This is a genomic window from Mycetocola miduiensis (assembly GCF_900115155.1).
Classification (GTDB): domain Bacteria; phylum Actinomycetota; class Actinomycetes; order Actinomycetales; family Microbacteriaceae; genus Mycetocola_A; species Mycetocola_A miduiensis.
Genome location: NZ_FOVM01000004.1, coordinates 62251 through 81737, shown reverse-complemented (window position 1 = coordinate 81737; position 19487 = coordinate 62251). Strand labels below are relative to the sequence as shown.

The window sequence follows — 19487 nt, the reverse complement described above, 5'->3', positions numbered from 1 at the left end:
GGATGCCGCCGCACCCTGGACTCAGTAGCGTGGGAGGGTGAGTTCTCCCATCGCACCCGCTATCGACCCGGACGATCCCACCTGGCGTCGCCCGGCTGTGACGCGAAGTGGACTCCGGGCGGATGCCATCCTCGCGACCGCCCTGTTTGTGGGCGCCCTGCTGAGCCTCATGCTGTACCGGGTCGCCGGCGTCTACGACGAGCCGGCGCCGATGTGGCTGAGCCTGGTCTGGGCGGTCCTGATCACCCTGCCGCTTGCGGTGCGACGCCGCTGGCCCACGGTCGCCGCCCTCATCATCGCCGCAGCCTTCATCGCCGGCGGTGAACTGCACGTGCCCGAGCTGCTGATCTGCAACATCACCCTGTTCATGGCGCTGTACGCCGTCGGTGCGTGGGTCGACAACCGCCGCACGGCGCTGCTCGTGCGCGTGCTGATCATCGCCGCCATGCTTCTGTGGCTCGTGCTGTCGATGCTTCGGCAGACTACGGACCCTGACGCGCTGGAGGGCATCTCCCGGGTAGGCACGTTCTCACCGCTTGCGGCGTTCCTGATGATCCAGATCCTCACCAACCTGCTCTACTTCGGCGGCGCCTATTATTTCGGCGACCGGTCATACTCCGCGGCTCGCCAGAAAGCGCTGCTCGAGTACCGCACCCACGAGCTCGAGCGCGAACGGGAGCTCAACGCTGACCAGGCCGTCGCGCTGGAACGGGTGAGAATCGCCCGCGAGCTCCACGACGTCGTCGCGCACCACGTCTCGGTGATGGGCGTGCAAGCCGGGGCCGCTCGCACGGTGCTCGACTCGGACCCGGCCGCGGCCAGGGATGCGCTCGTCAACGTCGAGCTCGGGGCGCGCTCGGCGATCGACGAGCTTCAGAGACTTCTCCACACCTTGCGCGACAGCGAGCCGGAGAGCCATCGGGATGCCAGCGCCTCGAGAAGCGCGTCAACGCTCAGCCTCGATTCCCTGTCTGCCCTTGTCGCCGATTCGACGGCATCCGGGATGCCCACAACGCTCGAAATCATCGGGGAACCGGGCGAGCTGTCGGGGATGGCCAAGCTCAGCCTCTTCCGCATCGCCCAGGAAGCGCTCACCAACGCCCGCAAATACGCCGGCCCTGGAGCCACAGCCGACGTGCGCGTGCGGTACCTCGACGGAGCCGTCGAACTGGAAGTGTCGAACACCGGCACCGTCCCCTCCCGGCCGCGACCGGGCGGCCTCGGCCAGATCGGGATGCGGGAACGCGTGGATGCCCTCGGCGGCACCCTCGAGCTCGGCCCGCGTGCCCGGGGTGGGTACCTCGTCCGTGCTCAGGTGCCGGCGGGCACCCCGACTGCAGCCACCCCGATAGACTACCGTGCAACGACCGCCGCCCTTCCCCCAAGGAGAGCCCAATGACCCGAGTGCTCCTGGCCGATGACCACGAGATGGTGCGCGCCGGGTTCCGGATCATCCTCGGATCGCAGCCCGACCTCAAGGTCGTCGGGGAGGCGGCAACCGGTGCTGAGGCCCTGGCGCGCGCCGCCGAGCTCGAACCGGACGTCATCTGCATGGATGTCCAGATGCCCGACATGGACGGGCTCGAAGCGACTCGACGGATCGTAGCCGATAAATCGAACACATCCGCCGTTCTCATCCTCACCACGTTCGACCGCGACGATTACCTGTTCGAGGCGTTGCGCGCGGGGGCGAGCGGGTTCCTGTTGAAGAATTCGACGCCGGAGCAGCTCATCGACGCCGTGCGGGTCGTCGCCGCAGGTGACGCCCTGCTGTCGCCGGCGGTCACCCGTCGGGTCATCGAACGTTTCGGCGCCCAGCCGGACGCCGACGCCGCCGAAGCGCCCGCCTCCCTTGCGTCGCTCACCGACCGGGAATCCGAGGTTCTGCAGCTCGTGGCGCAGGGCATGTCGAATGCCGAGATCGCGACGAGCCTCTACGTCGGCGAGGCGACGGTGAAATCGCACGTGTCGAAAGTGCTGCAGAAGCTCGGCCTGAGGGACCGGATCCAAGCTGTGGTCTGGGCATACGAGAACCGGGTGGCCGTGCCGCGGGCGTAGCACCGCTCACGTTCCGAACTGCGGAGAAAACGACCGGACCGGCGTGGGAACCCTCCCCACTGCCCCGTTTCACCCCGGATCTCCGCACTGAGGAACACAACCTCGCGCATCGGTCAGTCGCGGAGGTGCTCCCGCGGCATCCGCAGCGCCGACAACGCCGCGATCAGCAGGAACACGGCGGCAACGCCGAACGCCGCGGGGAAGGATGCCACGTCGACGAGCCAGCCGGCGATCAGCGGGCCGGCGATCGCGCCGAGGTCGCTCGCCATCGAGAAAAGGGCGACGGGCCGTCCGCCCCGCGCTCCTGCTGTGGCGTCGCCGACCGCCGCCGCCGGGGCGGTTCCCATGAATGCCGCCGCGACACCGTAGACGCAGAGCAGAACCGTGAGCACCGCGAAGTTCGGCGCGACCGCGATGGCGAGGATCGTGCCGGCCGCCACAAGATACGCCCCGAGGATCGCCGGCCGACGCCCGACCGTGTCGACGAACCGTCCTGCCGGCCCGAGCGCGATGGTCTGCACAACCGCCGCGATCGCGAACGCGATCCCGGTCCAGGCCGCCGTCCCGGCAAGCACGTCGACGACGAGGACCGGGATCAGGGCGCTCCGCACACCGAGCGACGTCCAGCCGTTCGCAAAGTTGGCCAGGCAGGCGGACCGGAATCGCGGATCGCGGAGCACCGTTCGCAACGCCACAACGGGCCCAGCGGCAGCCTCGTCGACCTCTGCGGTCTTCCGTTGCAGCATGAGGAGGCCGACGAGGCCGGCGACGGCGAGCGTGCCCGCATAGAAGAAGAACGGCGCGGTCAGCGACACGGATGCCAGGACGCCGCCGATCGCAGGACCCGCCATCCCGCCGAGAAGGAAACCGCCGTGGTAGAAGCTCACTGAGCGACCCCGCGACGACGCCGGTGTGGACCGGAGAAGCAGGGTCATCGCCGATACCGAGAACATCGCCGAGCCGATCCCGCCTGCGCCACGGAGGAGAAGCACCTCGACGTAACTGCCGGCGAAACCGACGAGCGCACTCGAGACGGCGACGATCCCGATACCGATAGCGAGCAACGCCCGCTCACCCAGCCAGTCGATCAGCCGCCCGCAGAACGGGCTGGCCGCGAAGCGCATCAGCGCGAACGCGGACACAACGGCGCCGACCTCGAGGTAGCCAACACCGAAACTGCGCACGAACACCGGCAGGACGGGCACGACGACACCAAACCCGACCATCACGAAGAAGGCGATGACCCCGAGCACGACGACGTCGCGCGGCAGGCGCGACAGGCGCGGCCGGTCGGCGAGCAGTCGGCGGATTCGGGGAGCGGTAGGCACCAGTTCAGCGTAGGCCAGGCTCCCCCGCGCGGCGGAGGCCGGTCGCGTGAAAAGACCCTTCTGCAGACGGATGCCATCGGCCCGGCCCGGTCGTAGCGTTGAGTTCAGCGTTCACAAGGAGGCAGCATGCTCGAGATCCGAGACGTCAACAAACACTATGGAACGGCCCACGTGCTCACCGATGTCAGCTTCGATGTCGAGCCCGGCCGGATGACGGGTTTCGTCGGTGGCAATGGGGCAGGCAAAACGACCACGATGCGCATCATCCTCGGCGTGCTCTCCTCCGACAGCGGGACCGTCGCCCTTGACGGAGCGGCGCTCACGCCGGAGGATCGGAGGCGCTTCGGCTACATGCCCGAGGAACGCGGGCTCTACCCGAAAATGAAGGTCGAGGAGCAGCTCGTCTACCTCGCCCGCCTGCACGGCCTGTCGTCCACAGCGGCGAAACGGAACGCCGGCGACCTACTGGAACAGCTCGGCCTTGGCGAACGTGCCGGATCGACGGTGGAAAGCCTGTCGCTCGGTAACCAGCAGCGGGCGCAGATCGCGGCCGCGCTGGTCCACGACCCCGAGGTGCTCATCCTCGACGAGCCGTTCTCCGGCCTCGACCCCCTCGCCGTCGACGTCGTGGTCGGTGTGCTCAAGGACCGTGCACTCGCTGGTGCCCCCGTGCTGTTTTCTTCGCACCAGCTCGACATCGTCGAACGGCTCTGCGACGACCTGGTGATCATCGCCAACGGCTCGATCCGGGCCAACGGTTCCCGCGAAGCACTGCGGGCCAGCCACTCGACGCTTCGTTACGAGCTCATCTCCAGCGGGGATGCCGGCTGGTTGCGTTCCGTTCCCGGTGTCCACGTCGTCGACTTCGACGGCAGCTACGCCCTCTTCGACGTCGACTCGGAGTCGACGGCCCAGGCGGTCCTCCGGGACGCCATCGGCCGCGGCGATGTCGCCACGTTCGCCCCTCGGCATCCGTCACTCGCCCAGATCTTCAGAGAGGTCATCCGATGAGCACGTCGACCAGGCTTTCTGCCCCGAGCTTCGCCCAGAGCACCTGGCTCGTCGCCGAACGTGAGATCACCATGCGGCTGCGCAGCAGGGTCTTTTTGATCTCCACAGGCATCCTGCTCCTCCTCGTGCTCGCGTCGATCCTAATCGGCGGGTTCACCGCACAGAACAGCAGCGACGACAAGACACCGGTTGCCGTCGTCGGCACCGCCGCGCAGTCCATCGGCGACCCGGCCAGCCTCGACGTGACCGAGGCCGCGAGCGTCGAGGAGGCGACCGAGCTCGTCAGGGACGGCACCGTCGATGCGGCCATCGTGCCGGACAGCTCAACGCCGCTCGGCATCGGGATTCTCGCCGACACCGACGTGCCCGCTTCGCTGGTCAGCCAGCTGAGCGTGTCTCCCCCGGTAACCCTGCTCGACGAGAGCGCGCCGAATCCGTTCATCACGTATCTCGTCTCGCTCGGTTTCGGCATCGTCTTCTTCATGTCGGCGATGACGTTCGGCTCGACGATCGCGCAGAACGTCGTTGAGGAGAAGCAGACCCGAGTAATCGAGATCCTCATGTCGGCCATTCCGGTGCAGGCGCTTCTCGCCGGAAAGGTACTCGGCAACTCCATCCTCGCGTTCGGCCAGATCGCGGTCACCGCGGCGTTATCGATCATTGGGTTGACGATTCTCGGGCAGACGGACCTGCTCACCGGCCTCGGCATGCCGATCGTCTGGTTCGTCGTGTTCTTCGCCATCGGATTCGTGCTGCTCGCCTCGCTCTTCGCGGCGACCGCGTCGATGGTGTCACGACAGGAAGACATCAGTTCGACCACCACCCCGGTGACCATGCTCGTGATGCTGCCATACTTCGCCGTCGTGTTCTTCAACGACAACCCCGCGGTGCTGACGGTCATGTCGTACGTGCCGTTCTCCGCCCCGGTCGGGATGCCGGTGCGCCTCTTCCTGGGAACGGCCGCGTGGTGGGAGCCGCTCGTCTCCCTCGCGATCCTCTTGGTGACGACGGCAGCCAGCATCTGGCTGGGTTCACGGATCTACGAGAACTCGCTCTTGAAGATGGGAGCTCGCGTGAAATGGCGGGAGGCGCTCAATAAGTAGGGCGCGCTGGACGGCTGCCGCGCTCCCGACCAGACTGGAACCCCAACCCAGAAGGAGCGTTCCATGTCGGCATCGCAACCCCCGCAGCATCCGATCGGGGCACAACTGAGCAACCTCGGTTCGCGGTGGCTCCTCATCCTCGAACGCACCATGCCCAACACCCCGCAGAACATCTGGGCGGCGCTCACTCAACGGGAGCAGGTCAGCCGGTGGGCGCCGTTCGACCCGGACCGGGACCTGACCGAGACCGGATTCGTCTCGCTGCCCGAGGCCGGCAAGGAGGGCTCAGACGACGAAACGGACGAGTCCATCGGCACCGTGGTGACGGTCGCCCCGCAACGGATGCTGTCGCTCGCCTGGGGCGGCGACGCGATCGACATCGAGTTGGCGCCGACCGCATCCGCAACGGTCGTCCGGCTGAGCCACACTTTCGACGACCGGGCCAACGCCTCCAGCTACGCCGCAGGCTGGCACCTGTGCCTCACCGCGCTGGACGGCGTCGCCAGCGGACTCGACGTGCCCCGGATGGTCGGCGAGGACGCCAAACTGTACGGCTGGAGCGAACTGCAGGAGAAGTACGAGGAGCTGTTCGGCGGCTGAGAGCGCCGTCCCACGCCCGGATTCCGCGCGAACCCACCGGCGCCAGAGAATTCCGGTTCGGCGCTGCATGGGTGGATGCGCAAAACTAAGGGGGTGACTGAAATCCTGCATGACCCCAACTCCCGTGGTTTCGCGAGCGACAACTACGCCGGGGTGCACCCGGAAGTACTCGAGGCGATCGGTGCGGCGAACGGCGGGCACCAGGTGTCGTACGGCGCCGACGTCTACACCGCGAGGCTTCAGGATGTGTTCGCCCGCCACTTCGGCGAGGGCGTGCAGGTGTTCCCCGTCTTCAACGGAACCGGGGCCAACGTCATCGGGCTGCAGTCGATGCTGCCGCGTTGGGGCGCTGTCATCGCGGCATCCACGGCCCACATCAACGTCGACGAGAACGGCGCGCCCGAGCGTGTCGGCGGTATGAAGCTGCTCACCGTGGATGCACCGGACGGCAAGCTCACACCTGAGTTGATCGACCGTGAAGCGTGGGGCTGGGGAGACGAGCACCGCGCCCAGCCGCTCGTCGTGTCGATCACCCAGTCGACGGAGCTCGGCACGCTCTACACCGTCGACGAGGTCCGGGCGATCGCCGACCACGCTCACGCCCACGGAATGAAACTGCACATGGACGGCGCCCGGCTCTCGAACGCGGCTGCCGCGCTCGGGGTCCCGTTCCGGGACTTCACCACCGACGCGGGCGTCGACGTGCTCTCCTTCGGCGGCACCAAGAACGGGCTGCTGTTCGGTGAGGCAGTCGTCGTGCTCAACCCGGCGGCATCCGACGGCCTCATCTTCCTCCGCAAACTCAACATGCAACTCGCCTCGAAACTCCGCTTCGTGTCGGCGCAGCTGATCGCCCTGCTCGACGGTGACCTGTGGCTCCGCTCCGCAGCACACGCCAACGCGATGGCCAGGCGGCTGCGGACGTCGCTGGAGGAACTCGTCACATCCGGGGCCGTGACCGGCCTGAGCTTCAGCCAGCCCACCCAGTCCAATGCGGTGTTCGCCGTTCTTCCGACGGATGCCGCGAACCGGCTGCGCGAGACGTTCCACTTCTACGACTGGGATGCCTCGAAGGGCGAGGTCCGCTGGATGGCATCCTTCGACACGACCGAGGCCGACATCGACGCGTTCGTCGCCGGGATCCGCTCCGAACTCGCCGCCTGATCGCTCGTCGACCGCAGGTTCGAGACGGTGGTGGGTGTCGCGCTTGCGGTGGTGTTGGTCCTGGCGACGCACCGGGTCCGGCATCCGCGGGTGAGTCCCACCCCGTAGCAATCGATCAGAGAGCGCCCGTCAGCCGGTCGAAGAGGGCATCCAACTCCGGATCGACGACACGGCGCGCCGCATCGGCGTCGTACCAGTCGACAATCTCCTGCGCGCCCTCAGTGAAGAGCGTGCGTTGGCCGAACTCCGGCACGAGCGCCTTGAGCTTGCTGTTGTCGAAGACCATCGAGTGGCTCTTGTCGCCGAGCAGGCCGGACCCAAGCTCCGGAGACGCCGCAGCGATCGCGTCGCTCGTCACGTGGGCGAGCACCGGTTCGGTACCCGCCGCAGCGCCGAGGGCTCGGTAGATCGCATCCCAGGTCGGCGCTTCGTCCCCGGTGATGTGGAACGAGTCGCCCAGGGCGGCCGGGTGCCCGAACAGTCCGACGAAACCGACGGCGAAATCGCGGGTGTGCGTCAGGGTCCAGAGCGAACTTCCGTCGCCGTGCACGACGACCGGCGCGCCGCGTCGCATCCGGTCGATGTCCGTCCAGCCGCCGAGGGTCGGCAGCATGGTGCGGTCGTAGGTATGCGAGGGGCGCACGATGGTGACCGGGTACCCGGTCGCACGGTACTCGGCGACGAGGACGTCCTCGCAGGCGATCTTGTTGCGCGAATACTCCCAGAACGGGTTGTAGAGCGGAGTCGACTCGGTGACGGGCAGCCGCGATGGCGGTGTCTGGTACGCGGATGCCGAGCTGATGTACACGTACTGGCCGGTGCGGTCACGGAAGGTGTCGAGGTGCAGCTGGTCGGGGGTGAAGCTCAGGAAGTCGGCGACGACATCGAATGAACGGTCCCCGATAGCCGCGTTCAGGGCATCCAGATCCCGGATGTCGGCTTCAAGCGTTTCGATCCCCTCAGGAACGGGACGCGCCTCAGACCGGCCGCGGTTGACAACGGTGACGTTCCAGCCGCGTTCGGCGGCGAGCGCCACCGCAGCCGTGCTGATGACGCCGGTACCGCCGAGAAACAGGACGCTTTTCGCACTCATTGCTCCATTCTCTCGCGAGTTGCCCGGGATGCCGGGTCCGCCGCGACGCACACCCGGCAAAGTCGGCAACTCGCGAACGTTACGCCGGGTTGCACAGCGATTCGTGACCGAGAACACCCCGCCGTAACGTCGAAGGATGCCTGCCGTGTCCAACCCCACCCTCGCCAACCTCTCAACCGAGACGCGGCGGTTCCCGGCGCCTGCCGCGTTCTCAGCGCAGGCGAATGTGACCGCCGAGGACTGGGCAAAAGCGGATGCCGACTCGATCGCGTTCTGGGCGGATGCCGCCACACGGCTCGACTGGGCCGAGCCGTGGCACACGACCCACAGCTGGCAGCCCGTCACCGAGGGCCCGGACGGCGCCCTGACGGTGCCGAAGGCCGAGTGGTTCGCCGGCGGCAAGCTCAACGTGGCCGTGAACTGCGTCGACCGGCACGTGGCATCCGGAAACGGCGACAAGATCGCGCTGCATTTCGAGGGCGAACCGGGCGACCGGCGCTCGATCAGCTATGCCGAACTGCTACGGGAGGTGTCGAAGGCCGCGAACGCGCTGACCGAGCTCGGTGTCGGCGCTGGCGACCGGGTGGTGATCTACCTGCCGGTGATCCCCGAGACCATCATCGCCACGCTCGCCGTCGCACGCCTCGGCGCGATCCATTCGCTCGTGTTCGGCGGGTTCAGCGCCGACGCGCTTCGGTTCCGGGTCGAGGACACCCAGGCGAAGCTGCTGATTACCACCGACGGGCAGTACCGCCGCGGAACAGCCGTCGCCGTTAAAGACAACGCGGATGCCGCCGTGGCCGGCGTCGACAGCATCGAGCACGTGCTCGTGGTGCGGCGCACCGGCGACGAGATCCCGCCGGTCGCATGGACACCCGGCCGCGACGTCTGGTGGCACGACACCGTTGGCACAGCATCCGACGAACACGAAGCCGAAGCGTTCGACGCGGAGACTCCGCTGTTCATCATCTACACCTCCGGCACGACCGGCAAGCCGAAGGGGCTCGTCCACACGTCGGGCGGATACCTCACCCAGGCGTCGTGGAGCCACTGGGCGATCTTCGACGCGAAACCGGACGACGTGCACTGGTGCACCGCCGACCTCGCCTGGGTGACCGCACACAGCTACGAGATCTACGGACCGCTGTCGAACGGGCTCACCCAGGTGATCTACGAGGGAACACCGAACACGCCGCATACGGCGCGGCACTTCGAGATCATCGAGCGGTACGGGGTGACGACGTACTACACGGCGCCGACGCTCATCCGCACGTTGATGACCTGGTTCCCCGACGGCGTTCCCGCCGCATACGACCTCTCCTCGATCCGCCTCCTCGGAACGGTGGGTGAGGCGATCAACCCGGAGGCCTGGGTGTGGTTCCACACGCACATCGGCCGGGGAATCACCCCGATCGTCGACACCTGGTGGCAGTCCGAGACCGGCGCCGCCGTGATGGCCCCTGTACCCGGCGTCTCCACACTCAAGCCGGGGTCGGCGAACCGGGCTCTGCCAGGGCTGTCGACGCTCATCGTCGATGACGAGGGCAACCCGGTGCCGTTCGGTGAGGGCGGTTACCTCGTCGTCGACCGCCCGGGCCCCGCACTGGCCCGGACCGTCTGGGGCAACCCCGAGCGGTACCGCGACTCCTACTGGGCGAGATTCTGGAAGCAGGGTTACTTCTTCAGCGGCGACGGCGCCAAATGGGATGCCGACGGCGACATCTGGGTACTCGGACGCGTTGACGACGTGATCAACGTGTCGGGGCATCGGCTGTCGACGATCGAGATCGAGTCGTCCCTCGTCGCCCATCCCGCCGTCGGTGAAGCCGGCGTCGTCGGGGTGGCGGATGCTCTCACCGGGCAGGCGATCGCGGCGTACGTTGTGCCATCCGCGCGTTCCGTCGGAGCCGAGGCGGAGCATCCGGACTACTGGGTGGAGCTCGGCCGCGAACTCACGGAGCGTCTGCGGGCGCATGTCGCCACGGAGATCGGTCCGATCGCGAAGCCCAGGAATGTGATCGTCGTACCGGACCTGCCGAAGACCCGGTCGGGCAAGATCATGCGCCGGCTGCTCGGCGACATCTCCGACGCCCGCCCGCTCGGCGATGTGACGAGCCTGCAGGACGACACGGTGCCCGGTCGCATCGAGGAGATCGTGCGGGCGAGTCGCTGAGTTCGTCCACCCGTCGGCCACTTCACTCGTTCCGGACGCATCCATCCGGCGCACCGCATGAGAGGGCCCGGAGCGAGTGAACCGACGGCGACAAAGGTCGCGGTCTACCCGATCCGCGGAGCCGGGGCAATACCTCGACCCCAGCTAAATGCCGCCCCTAGGCTGACCGACATGCGATTCGGAACCTTCATCCCGCAGGGATGGCGCCATGACCTTGTTGGAATCGACCCCGCCGAGCACTGGGAGAGGATGAGCGGCCTCGCCGCACACGCGGATGCCGGCCCCTGGGAATCCATCTGGGTGTACGACCACTTTCACACCGTTCCCAAACCGAGCGACGAGGCGACCCACGAAGCGTGGACGCTGATGTCCGCCTTCGCCGCCACGACCAAGCGGGTGAGGCTCGGCCAGATGTGCACCTGTATGAGCTATCGCAACCCGGCGTACCTCGCGAAGGTTGCCGCGACGGTCGACGTGATCTCCGGCGGCCGGGTCGAGATGGGGATCGGCGGCGGCTGGTACGAGCATGAGTGGCGTGCGTACGGCTACGGTTTTCCGCGCGTCGGCGACCGGCTCGGGCGGCTGGACGAGGGCGTCCAGATCATGAAGCAGGCGTGGGAGACCGGCACCGCCACCCTCGATGGCAAGCACTACCAGGTTGACGGCGCCATCGTGCGCCCATTGCCGCTGCAGGAGGGCGGCATCCCGTTCTGGATCGCGGGAGGCGGTGAGAAGGTGACGTTGCGCATCGCGGCCCGGTACGCGCAGTACACGAACTTCGACGGCTCCCCCGATGGCTTCACCCACAAGAGCGAGATCCTCCGCGGCCACTGCGACAAGGCCGGCCGGGAATTCGACGAGATCGTGCGGAGCGCGAACTACAACGTGGTTGTCGCCGACAGCGAGGCGGAGGTCGCGGATCGGCTCGACGCACTCGAAGCACGGGTGGCGCCATATCTCGGTGAAGCGAAGACGACACAGTTCATGGCCGAATACCGCAACGGTAAGGCCCTCGGAGTCGGCACCCCCGACCAGCTCGTCGAGCGGTTCAGCGACATGAAAGACCGCGGTCTTGGCTACCTGATCACCTACTTCCCGGAGGCGGCGTTCGACCGTTCGGGGATGGAGTTGTTCGAGGAGAAGGTTATCCCGGCGCTTGCGTAGCGGCACCCGCCAGACGGATGCCCCAGACGGATGCCCCAGACGGATGCCGCTCAGTGCGCGCCCGTAAAATCGAGAAGGCAACAGCGCTGCGGAATACTCCGCGGCGCCGTTTGTTTGCATCGAGGTAGGTCAATGGCGACCACGACGAAACTCGCACAACGAAGGAAGCCAATGACAACCATCAGCCGTACCGCCGTCACAAGCGCGCCGATCCACGAGGTACTCGCCGAGCGCTGGAGCCCGCGCTCCTTCGATTCCAGCGTCGAGGTTCCCTCCGAGAAGATCACGGCAGCACTCGAGGCCGCGCGCTGGTCGGCTTCCGCGTCGAACACACAGCCGTGGCGCTTCCTCGTCGCTCGCCGTGGCACCGCCGAGCACGCAACGATCGTCGAGAACCTGATGGGATTCAACCAGGCCTGGGCAGTATCTGCGCACGTGCTCATCGTCAACCTCGCAGCTGTCACCGCCGAAGATGGCACGCCGCTGCGCTGGGCCCAGTATGACCTCGGCCAGGCCGTCGCGAACCTCACGGTTCAGGCTCACCACGACGGCCTCCACGTGCACCAGATGGGCGGCATCGAGGTCGACGGGCTTCGCACCGCTTTCAGCATCGACCCGGCGCTCGAGCCGATGTCGGTCACCGCTCTCGGCGTGCTCGGCACGCCGGAGGCCCTCGCCAGCGACGTTCTGCGTGAGCGCGAGGTTGCTCCGCGCAGCCGGCGTCCGCTCGACGAACTGGTCCTTCTCAGCGCCTGATCTCCGAATAACACCGAAGCACCCGGCACCCTACAAGGGTACCGGGTGCTTTGACGTTATGCCGCGAGTCGCCCAGGGCGAGCATCCGGCGTCACAGCGGAGTTCGAGGCCACGCTCCTGCCGTCGCCGCTGCAGCCGGTCGATGCACCTGCCGACAATCTCAGGTGAAGGCGTGATGGGTCGGGAGGACGACACGCACCAGCCAGCCGTCACCGGTCGCGCCGATGACGCAACGGCCGCCGAGAAACTCGACCCGCTCCCGAATGGAATCGATGCCGTCGCCATCTCGAGGCATCCCCTCGGCCGGGTTGAAGAGATTGATTTCCAGGGCATCAGCCGACACGGCGCATCGCAACGATGCCTGCGGAGGAGATGCGTGACGGAGAGCCCGGGTGACGCTGTCCTCGACGATCCGGAACGCTGCCGTGCTCAGCGCGGCAGGCACGCGTTCGAGATCCCCCTCGCTGTTCAGGCGGATGTCAAGGCCGGCCTGCCGGCTCTCCTCGATGAGATCGTCGAGGTCTGTGAGCGGCCGCTCGGGCACGGGATCGACGTCACCGGTGGCCATCGACGGCCCCCGCAGCACGGTGAAGGAATAGACCAAATCGGCTGCCGCAGCTCTCAGCGCTCGCTCGGCGCGGCCGAGAGCGGCTCGGGCTGCATCAGGATCGGCGTCCAGGATGCCGGCGGCACGTCCCGTCTCGTCCGAGGTGAGGGCAAGGGCACGGCTGATCGAGGTTTGCAGCGCCCGTGCCAGAACATTCTGTCGCCGCACCCGGTCCGCTTCGGCGTTGGCGACGACGGCTGCCTCTGCTGCTGACGGCCCGAGCAGGGCGGCCGCAATCCGGGGAAGCACCACGCCGACGGCGGTAGCGATAACCAGGGCCGGGAGCACAACGACGGCAACGACAGCAACGGTCGCCACCCCAGACATTCCTGACAGGTCACCCGCCGGTTGCCTCGTTTGAAGCACAGTGGCGAGGGCTGGCGCAGCGACGAGCAGCCCTCCGACGGCGAGATGTCCTGCGAAGAACAGTGAGCCGCGGACCCTGGCGTCCGCGCTGCGGGGAACCCCGGGTTCAGGAATCGACGACCCGAGGAGCGAATTCACCAGCCGACGCTCAAGGGTGCCTGCGCCGGAAAGGAACACCGGGACGGTCATCAGTCCGACGATGACGACAGCGCCAGCCCTCGCCGCTGCCGATGCGTTGTCGTCGCCGAGCACGAGCAGGAACCAGGACCACGCGACCATCGGCGGTACGGCGGCTATCCCGCCGAGCAAAATGAAGAGAGCGCGCCGACCGAGTACGGGAAGCGCCGCAGGCAGTTGCTGAGTGAACCTCATGTTTCCATGCTGGCTCACTCGGTGCCGCGGCACCTCCCCCTAATCGGGAGCAAGCCGGCTCAGCGGTGGACTTGCGCGTCGACCGCCGCAGCGACCACGAGCTCGTCAGCCGTGGGGTCGAGGTCCACTCGCACGGTGTTGCCGTCCCTGACCGTGCCGTCGAGGATCGCGGTCGCGAGCCGGTCGTCGATCTCGTTTTGCATGAGCCGGCGCAGCGGACGAGCGCCGTAGATCGGGTCGTAGCCGCGCTCGGCGAGCCAGCTCCGGGCATCCGGGGTCACCGCGAGTTCAAGGCGACGCTCCTGCAGCCGTCGCTGCAGCCGGTCGATGTACAGTTCGACGATCTGGCTGAGGTCTTCCTGGGTGAGTGCAGAGAACACGACGATGTCGTCGAGCCGGTTCACGAACTCCGGTTTGAAAGCCTGGCGAACGAGGTTCTGCACTGCCTCCTCCTTTTCAGGCCAGGACATCGACGGGTCGACGAGATACTGCGATCCCAGGTTCGAAGTGAGGATGAGGATCGTGTTGCGGAAGTCGACAGTGCGTCCCTGCCCGTCGGTGAGGCGGCCGTCGTCGAGCACCTGCAGCAGCACATCGAACACCTCGGGGTGGGCCTTCTCAACCTCGTCAAGCAGCACGACCGAGTACGGGCGCCGACGCACAGCCTCGGTCAGCTGCCCGCCCTGCTCGTAGCCGACGTAGCCCGGAGGGGCGCCGACGAGGCGTGAGACGGAGAACTTCTCGCCGTACTCGGACATGTCGATGCGCACCATCGCTTTTTCGTCGTCGAAGAGGAACTCGGCGAGCGCCTTCGCGAGCTCGGTCTTTCCGACACCGGTGGGGCCGAGGAACAGAAACGAACCGGTCGGCCGGTCGGGGTCGGAGATTCCCGCCCGGGTGCGCCGGACGGCATCCGCCACAGCCTTGACCGCCTGCTTTTGCCCGACGAGCCGTTTGCCGAGTTCTGCTTCGAGATGCAGCAGCTTCTCGGTCTCGCCCTGCAGCAGCCGCCCGACCGGGATGCCGGTCCAGGCGGCGATCACGGCGGCGATGTCATCGGCGGTGACCTGGTCGTTGACCATGAGGGGCTGTTCATTCTCGGCCTGCTCCGCTTCGGCGATCTCCTTCTCGATCTTTGGGATGACCTCGTACTCGAGACGCGAGGTCTCCTTGTAATCCGCCTCGCGAAACGCGCGATCGCGCCGTATCTTCATCTCGTCGAGCTGGGTCTTGAGATCTCCGACCCGGTTGAGGTTCGCACGCTCCCTGTCCCAGCGGGACTGCAACTGAATCAACGACGCCTCGCGCTCCGCGAGGTCCTTACGCAGAGCGGACAGCCGCTCTTTCGACGCCTCGTCCTTCTCCTTCTTGAGCGCGAGCTCCTCGAGCTTGAGCCGGTCGACGCTGCGCCGGAGTTCGTCGACCTCGACCGGGGACGAGTCGATTTCCATCCGCAGCCGCGACGCGGCCTCATCGATCAGGTCGATAGCTTTGTCGGGCAGCTGTCTCGCCGGAAGGTAGCGGTTGGAGAGGGATGCCGCGGCGACGAGCGCAGAGTCGGCGATGGTCACCTTGTGGTGGGCCTCGTAGCGCTCCTTGAGCCCGCGGAGGATCGCCACGGTGTCCTCGACGCTCGGCTCCCCCACATACACCTGCTGGAACCGCCGCTCCATGGCGGCGTCCTTTTCGATGTACTCGCGGTATTCATTCAGGGTCGTCGCACCGATCATGCGCAGCTCGCCACGGGCCAGCATGGGCTTGAGCATGTTCGAGGCGGCGACAGAGCCTTCGGCGGCGCCGGCGCCCATGAGCGTGTGCAGCTCGTCGATGAAGGTGATGATCCGGCCGTTGGCGTCGTTGATCTCCTTGAGAACGGCCTTGAGCCGTTCCTCGAACTCGCCACGGTATTTGGCGCCGGCGACGAGGGCTGCGAGGTCGAGGGCGACGATCTGTTTGTCCTTCAGCGACTCGGCGACGTCGCCTTCGACGATCCGCTGGGCGAGCCCTTCGACGACGGCGGTCTTGCCGACGCCAGGTTCGCCGATGAGGACCGGGTTGTTCTTGGTGCGGCGGGTGAGGACCTGGCTGATACGGCGGATCTCGGCGTCACGCCCGATGACCGGGTCGAGCTTGCCTGACCTCGCGATCTCGGTGAGGTTCATTCCGTACAGTTCGAGGGCGCTCTGTTGCTCGTCCTGCGAGTTCCGACCGGCTTGCATGCGGGCTCCTTCAAAGTTGAGTCTGGCGGGCTCAAGTTTATAGCTTCCTCATCGATGACGCCACCGGCTCGATCTCCTAGGCTGGGAGAACCAGCGAACTCCCAGCCAGAATCGAGTGTCCATGCTTTCTGCCGACGTCATCGTGATCGGGCTCGGCTCCATGGGTGGGGCTGCGGCGAACGCGCTCGCCCAGCGGGGCCTGAGCGTGCTCGGGCTCGAACGGTTCTGGCCGTCTCACGACCGCGGGTCGGCGCACGGCGGCACCCGGATCATCCGTCAGTCCTACTACGAGGGTGTCGAATACGTCCCCCTCCTGCTCCGGGCTTACGAGGGTTGGCGGCGCCTCGAAGAGCAGTCGGAGCAGAAGATCGTCACTCTCACGGGCGGCATCTACATCGGCGACCCGGAGGAAGAGACGTTCACTGGCGCGCTGCGCTCGGCCCGCCAGTGGAACCTGCCCCACGAGGTGCTGTCGAGCGCGGAGATCACAGGGCGGTTCCCGGCGATGCGTCCCGCGGAATCCGCGCTCGGCCTGTTCGAGGCGAACGCGGGCTTCGTGAATCCCGAACGAACCACGGCCGCGAACATCCAGGTCGCGACCCAGCACGGTGCCCGCCTGCACTTCGGCGAGGCGGTGCGGTCGTGGACGGCCACGCGCGGGGGCGGCGTGGAGGTCGTGACCGATCACGGAACGTATGGCGCCGACCGCCTGGTCGTCGCCCCCGGCGCCTGGTCGGCTCAGCTGCTGGGAGAGGTAGGCGCGCCCGTGGCGTCCGAACGCCAGGTCATGTACTGGTTCGAGCCCGGCTATTCGCCCGGCCGGCCGGCGTTCGAGGACTACGCCGTCGGAAGGCAGCCGGTGTTCATCGAGCGCACGAATGGCAACGACCAGGTCTACGGTTTCCCCATCGCCGACGGACCGGGCGGCGGAATCAAGATCGGCTTCTTCCACGAGGAGCGGCCGACCGATCCGGATGCCATCGATCGGGAGGTGCTGCCGTTCGAAGTCGCGCGGATGCAATCCAGGGCGCTTGAACTGTTCCCGCACCTCACTGGGCGGCTGATCGACGCCAAGACGTGCCTCTACCCGAGTTCCCCCGATGATCACTTTATGATCGGGCTTCACCCCGAGCACTCGCAAGTGACCGTCGCGACCGGGTTCGGTGGGCACGGGTTCAAGTTCGTACCGGTCGTGGGAGAGATCGCCGCGGATTTGTCGACGCGCGGCCGCACCGATCTCTCGATCGACCTCTTCGCGCTGGATCGACCCGCGCTGCAGGACTGAGCGCTTCCCCGCACATCAATGAGCAACGGCAAGTCAGCTGAGTCATCTGCGGGGCATCGGAGGAGGTCGGCTGACTCGCCGTCGCAACCTTTGAATTATGGCCGTGCTGGCGGCAGTGGTGGTGGAGCGACGCGCGTGTCGTCGTCGAGGTACGAATCGCCGGTGCCGGCTTGATCAGTGCCAGTTCTCGACGCGTCATCACCGACCGGCCCGGCGGACGCGGCGTACTCGCTCGGAGACTCACCGGTCACGTCGCCCGGGTGGGTCTCGTCGTAGGAGTCGAGGATGCCGTTGGTCTGGTCGAAGGGGTGGGCGACGTCGCCAAGAACGCCCCTGTTGTCGTCGCCCGTGGCATCCGCGGACGTGGAACCGGCGGGAACTCCGGATTCCATGCGATCAGCGCCGCTGACGTCCCTGTCAGCATCGGTGATCTTCACCTGCTCGTCGAAATCTCGTGAATCACTCATATGTCGAAGGTACGCGGCTGAAAACCGCCATCAAGGCCCTTGACATCTTGCCCGGCGCTCTCCCCATCGCAGGATCGGGCTCCGGCACGCGCACAACTCCGCCAGTTCTGGGCACCAGGTCGCTAGCGGGGCCGAACTTTCGGGAAGCGACACGACCGGCGCAGCAAACGAGGCGGAGTTATGCGCTCCGCCCCGTGTTACTGCGCGGCCAGCCGCTCCCGGTAGCTGAACGACGCCCCGCGGTGCTCGTCAGGAAGGCGGTCGCCTCTGCCGTGCAGCTTGTTGCGGAGGCTGCCGGGCGCGTAGTCGGTCGGGTAGGCATCCCGAGCCTGCAGTTCGGGGATGACGAACTCGACGATGTCTTCGAACGACCCGGGTGTGATCGCGTAGGCCAGGTTGAACCCGTCGACGTCGGTCTCGTCCACCCATGACTGCAGCTGGTCGGCCACTTCGCTGCCGGAGCCCACGATCCGCGTGCCGAGCCCGCCGATGCCGGCCCACGCGGCGATATCACGGACGGTCCACTCGCTTCCGTCTTCGGATGCCGCCTGGAAGTTCGCGACGGCCGACTGGATCGCGTTGCTCTTCACATCCCCGATGGGAGCGTCGAGGTCATACTGCGAGAGGTCGATGCCCATCCAGCCTGACATGAAAACGAGTGCTCCCTCTGTACTCGCGTACTGCTGGTACTCCTCGTGCTTGGCCTGCGCCTTCTCGGAGGTCTCGTCGGTGATGACCGTCACGAGCTGGTAGATCTTCGCGGCGTAACGGTCGCGCCCGGCCTCCTCGAGGGCATCCCGGATCTTCGACACCGTCGCCTTCAAAATGGCCTTGGTCGGGGAACCGACGAAGATGGCCTCGGCGTTCTCAGCGGCGAACTGCACGCCACGGCCGGACGCTCCGGCCTGGAAGATCACAGGGGTGCGCTGCGTCGACGGCTCGGACAGGTGGATGCCCGGAACCGTGAAGTTCTTGCCGGCGTGGCCGATCTCGTGCACCTTGGCTGGGTCGGTGAACACACCGGTCTCACGATCCCGGACGACGGCGTCGTCCTCCCACGAACCCTCCCATAGCTTGTAGAGCACCTCGAGGTACTCGTCGGCGATGTTGTACCGCTCGTCGTGTTCGACCTGGTCGTCGTGGCCCATGTTGCGGGCGGCGCTCGGCAGGTAACCGGTGACGACGTTCCAGCCGATCCGACCCTTGGTGAGGTGGTCGAGCGTGGACAGCCGGCGGGCGAACGGGTACGGGTGCTCGTATGCGGTGCCGGCCGTGATGCCGAAACCGAGGTTCTCGGTCACCGCCGCCATGGCTGACACGAGAAGCAATGGGTCACTGACGGGGACCTGGGCGCCGTTCCGGAGGGCGGCCTCATGGTTGCCGCCGTACACGTCGTAGGTGCCGAGTACGTCGGCGATGAACAGCCCGTCGAACTTGCCGCGTTCGAGCAGTTTCGCGAGTTCGGTCCAGTAGCTGAGGTCGGTGTAGCGGTGCGACTGGTCGTCCGGGTGACGCCAGAGCCCTGGGGACTGGTGGGCGACGCAGTTCATGTCGAAGGCATTGAAACGGATGTGGCGAGGCATGTTTCCATGGTGCGTGTTCGCTTCGAAGCGTGCGACTGTGCCCGCAACATGGCGTCACAGAACTCCCGGTGTGCAGAACTCCGCCAATCCTCGGTGGCGGGCGAGTAGCGACGCGGGTGTGCGCGGGTGGCGGGGGCC

General features: G+C 66.8%; 16 protein-coding genes. 10 read left to right on the top strand and 6 right to left on the bottom strand.

Annotation, left to right across the window (positions count from 1 at the left end; all coding sequences use genetic code 11):
- The first annotated feature begins 37 nt into the window (after positions 1-37).
- The gene (locus tag BM197_RS07995) at positions 38-1399 is read left to right on the top strand and encodes a sensor histidine kinase (protein WP_245762460.1); all 1362 of its coding nucleotides are present in this window, start codon (positions 38-40) and stop codon (positions 1397-1399) included.
- Positions 1396-2058: a response regulator gene (locus BM197_RS07990; protein ID WP_090710421.1), complete on the top strand. Its 663-nt coding sequence runs from the start codon at positions 1396-1398 to the stop codon at positions 2056-2058. Before BM197_RS07995 ends, BM197_RS07990 begins: the two co-directional genes overlap by 4 nt.
- A gap of 113 nt (positions 2059-2171) precedes the next feature.
- Here BM197_RS07990 and BM197_RS07985 read toward each other — a convergent pair whose 3' ends face one another.
- On the bottom strand, positions 2172-3386 hold the full coding sequence (locus tag BM197_RS07985; RefSeq protein ID WP_245762459.1) for an MFS transporter: 1215 nt from the start codon (positions 3384-3386) through the stop codon (positions 2172-2174).
- A 126-nt stretch (positions 3387-3512) separates the two neighbouring features.
- On the opposite strand from BM197_RS07985, the gene BM197_RS07980 reads away from it, so the two are divergent.
- The 4 genes from BM197_RS07980 to BM197_RS07965 all read left to right on the top strand — a co-directional run bounded on the left by BM197_RS07980 (position 3513) and on the right by BM197_RS07965 (position 7264).
- Positions 3513-4397 (top strand): ABC transporter ATP-binding protein, encoded by an 885-nt coding sequence (locus BM197_RS07980; RefSeq protein WP_090710419.1) that lies wholly within the window; start codon positions 3513-3515, stop codon positions 4395-4397.
- Entirely contained in the window at positions 4394-5500 is a 1107-nt protein-coding gene (locus BM197_RS07975; RefSeq protein ID WP_090710417.1) for an ABC transporter permease, read from the top strand. Before BM197_RS07980 ends, BM197_RS07975 begins: the two co-directional genes overlap by 4 nt.
- A gap of 63 nt (positions 5501-5563) precedes the next feature.
- Complete coding sequence (locus tag BM197_RS07970) at positions 5564-6100, top strand: SRPBCC domain-containing protein (protein WP_090710416.1); 537 nt, start codon at positions 5564-5566, stop codon at positions 6098-6100.
- Positions 6101-6175: 75 nt separating this feature from the next.
- Entirely contained in the window at positions 6176-7264 is a 1089-nt protein-coding gene (locus tag BM197_RS07965) for a threonine aldolase family protein (protein WP_090710414.1), read from the top strand.
- Between the two features lie 115 nt (positions 7265-7379).
- Here BM197_RS07965 and BM197_RS07960 read toward each other — a convergent pair whose 3' ends face one another.
- Entirely contained in the window at positions 7380-8357 is a 978-nt protein-coding gene (locus BM197_RS07960; RefSeq protein WP_090710412.1) for an NAD-dependent epimerase/dehydratase family protein, read from the bottom strand.
- A gap of 145 nt (positions 8358-8502) precedes the next feature.
- Here BM197_RS07960 and acs point away from each other — a divergent pair, with 145 nt between their 5' ends.
- The 3 genes from acs (at position 8503) to BM197_RS07945 (ending at position 12450) form a co-directional block, all read left to right on the top strand.
- Positions 8503-10530, top strand: a complete 2028-nt coding sequence (acs, locus tag BM197_RS07955) for an acetate--CoA ligase (RefSeq protein WP_245762457.1) — start codon at positions 8503-8505, stop codon at positions 10528-10530.
- A gap of 171 nt (positions 10531-10701) precedes the next feature.
- Positions 10702-11694, top strand: a complete 993-nt coding sequence (locus BM197_RS07950; protein WP_090710409.1) for an LLM class F420-dependent oxidoreductase — start codon at positions 10702-10704, stop codon at positions 11692-11694.
- Between the two features lie 171 nt (positions 11695-11865).
- The gene (locus BM197_RS07945; protein WP_090710407.1) at positions 11866-12450 is read left to right on the top strand and encodes a nitroreductase family protein; all 585 of its coding nucleotides are present in this window, start codon (positions 11866-11868) and stop codon (positions 12448-12450) included.
- Between the two features lie 160 nt (positions 12451-12610).
- On the opposite strand, the gene BM197_RS07940 is transcribed toward BM197_RS07945, so the two are convergent.
- A complete protein-coding gene (locus BM197_RS07940) occupies positions 12611-13795 on the bottom strand; it encodes a sensor histidine kinase (RefSeq protein WP_090710405.1) in 1185 nt (394 codons plus the stop codon).
- Positions 13796-13854: 59 nt separating this feature from the next.
- Complete coding sequence (locus tag BM197_RS07935) at positions 13855-16014, bottom strand: ATP-dependent Clp protease ATP-binding subunit (RefSeq protein WP_090710403.1); 2160 nt, start codon at positions 16012-16014, stop codon at positions 13855-13857.
- 121 nt (positions 16015-16135) lie between these two features.
- On the opposite strand from BM197_RS07935, the gene solA reads away from it, so the two are divergent.
- Entirely contained in the window at positions 16136-17299 is a 1164-nt protein-coding gene (solA, locus tag BM197_RS07930) for an N-methyl-L-tryptophan oxidase (protein WP_090710402.1), read from the top strand.
- Positions 17300-17394: 95 nt separating this feature from the next.
- Here the strand turns inward: solA and BM197_RS07925 are convergent, their stop codons facing one another.
- Both BM197_RS07925 and BM197_RS07920 read right to left on the bottom strand, forming a co-directional pair.
- Positions 17395-17766 carry a hypothetical protein gene (locus BM197_RS07925; RefSeq protein ID WP_090710401.1) on the bottom strand — a complete coding sequence of 124 codons (372 nt, stop codon included), beginning with the start codon at positions 17764-17766 and terminating at the stop codon, positions 17395-17397.
- Positions 17767-17963: 197 nt separating this feature from the next.
- On the bottom strand, positions 17964-19349 hold the full coding sequence (locus tag BM197_RS07920) for an LLM class flavin-dependent oxidoreductase (protein WP_090710399.1): 1386 nt from the start codon (positions 19347-19349) through the stop codon (positions 17964-17966).
- Between the last annotated feature and the right edge of the window lie 138 nt (positions 19350-19487).

Excerpts from the sequence above, each read along its gene's own strand:
- BM197_RS07990 (WP_090710421.1), top strand. The coding sequence starts at position 1,396 with ATGACCCGAGTGCTCCTGGCCGATGACCACGAGATGGTGCGCGCCGGG.
- BM197_RS07980 (WP_090710419.1), top strand. The coding sequence starts at position 3,513 with ATGCTCGAGATCCGAGACGTCAACAAACACTATGGAACGGCCCACGTG.
- BM197_RS07975 (WP_090710417.1), top strand. The coding sequence starts at position 4,394 with ATGAGCACGTCGACCAGGCTTTCTGCCCCGAGCTTCGCCCAGAGCACC.
- BM197_RS07970 (WP_090710416.1), top strand. The coding sequence starts at position 5,564 with ATGTCGGCATCGCAACCCCCGCAGCATCCGATCGGGGCACAACTGAGC.
- BM197_RS07965 (WP_090710414.1), top strand. The coding sequence starts at position 6,176 with ATGCGCAAAACTAAGGGGGTGACTGAAATCCTGCATGACCCCAACTCC.
- BM197_RS07960 (WP_090710412.1), bottom strand. The coding sequence starts at position 8,357 with ATGAGTGCGAAAAGCGTCCTGTTTCTCGGCGGTACCGGCGTCATCAGC.
- BM197_RS07950 (WP_090710409.1), top strand. The coding sequence starts at position 10,702 with ATGCGATTCGGAACCTTCATCCCGCAGGGATGGCGCCATGACCTTGTT.
- BM197_RS07945 (WP_090710407.1), top strand. The coding sequence starts at position 11,866 with ATGACAACCATCAGCCGTACCGCCGTCACAAGCGCGCCGATCCACGAG.
- BM197_RS07940 (WP_090710405.1), bottom strand. The coding sequence starts at position 13,795 with ATGAGGTTCACTCAGCAACTGCCTGCGGCGCTTCCCGTACTCGGTCGG.
- BM197_RS07935 (WP_090710403.1), bottom strand. The coding sequence starts at position 16,014 with ATGCAAGCCGGTCGGAACTCGCAGGACGAGCAACAGAGCGCCCTCGAA.
- solA (WP_090710402.1), top strand. The coding sequence starts at position 16,136 with ATGCTTTCTGCCGACGTCATCGTGATCGGGCTCGGCTCCATGGGTGGG.
- BM197_RS07925 (WP_090710401.1), bottom strand. The coding sequence starts at position 17,766 with ATGAGTGATTCACGAGATTTCGACGAGCAGGTGAAGATCACCGATGCT.
- BM197_RS07920 (WP_090710399.1), bottom strand. The coding sequence starts at position 19,349 with ATGCCTCGCCACATCCGTTTCAATGCCTTCGACATGAACTGCGTCGCC.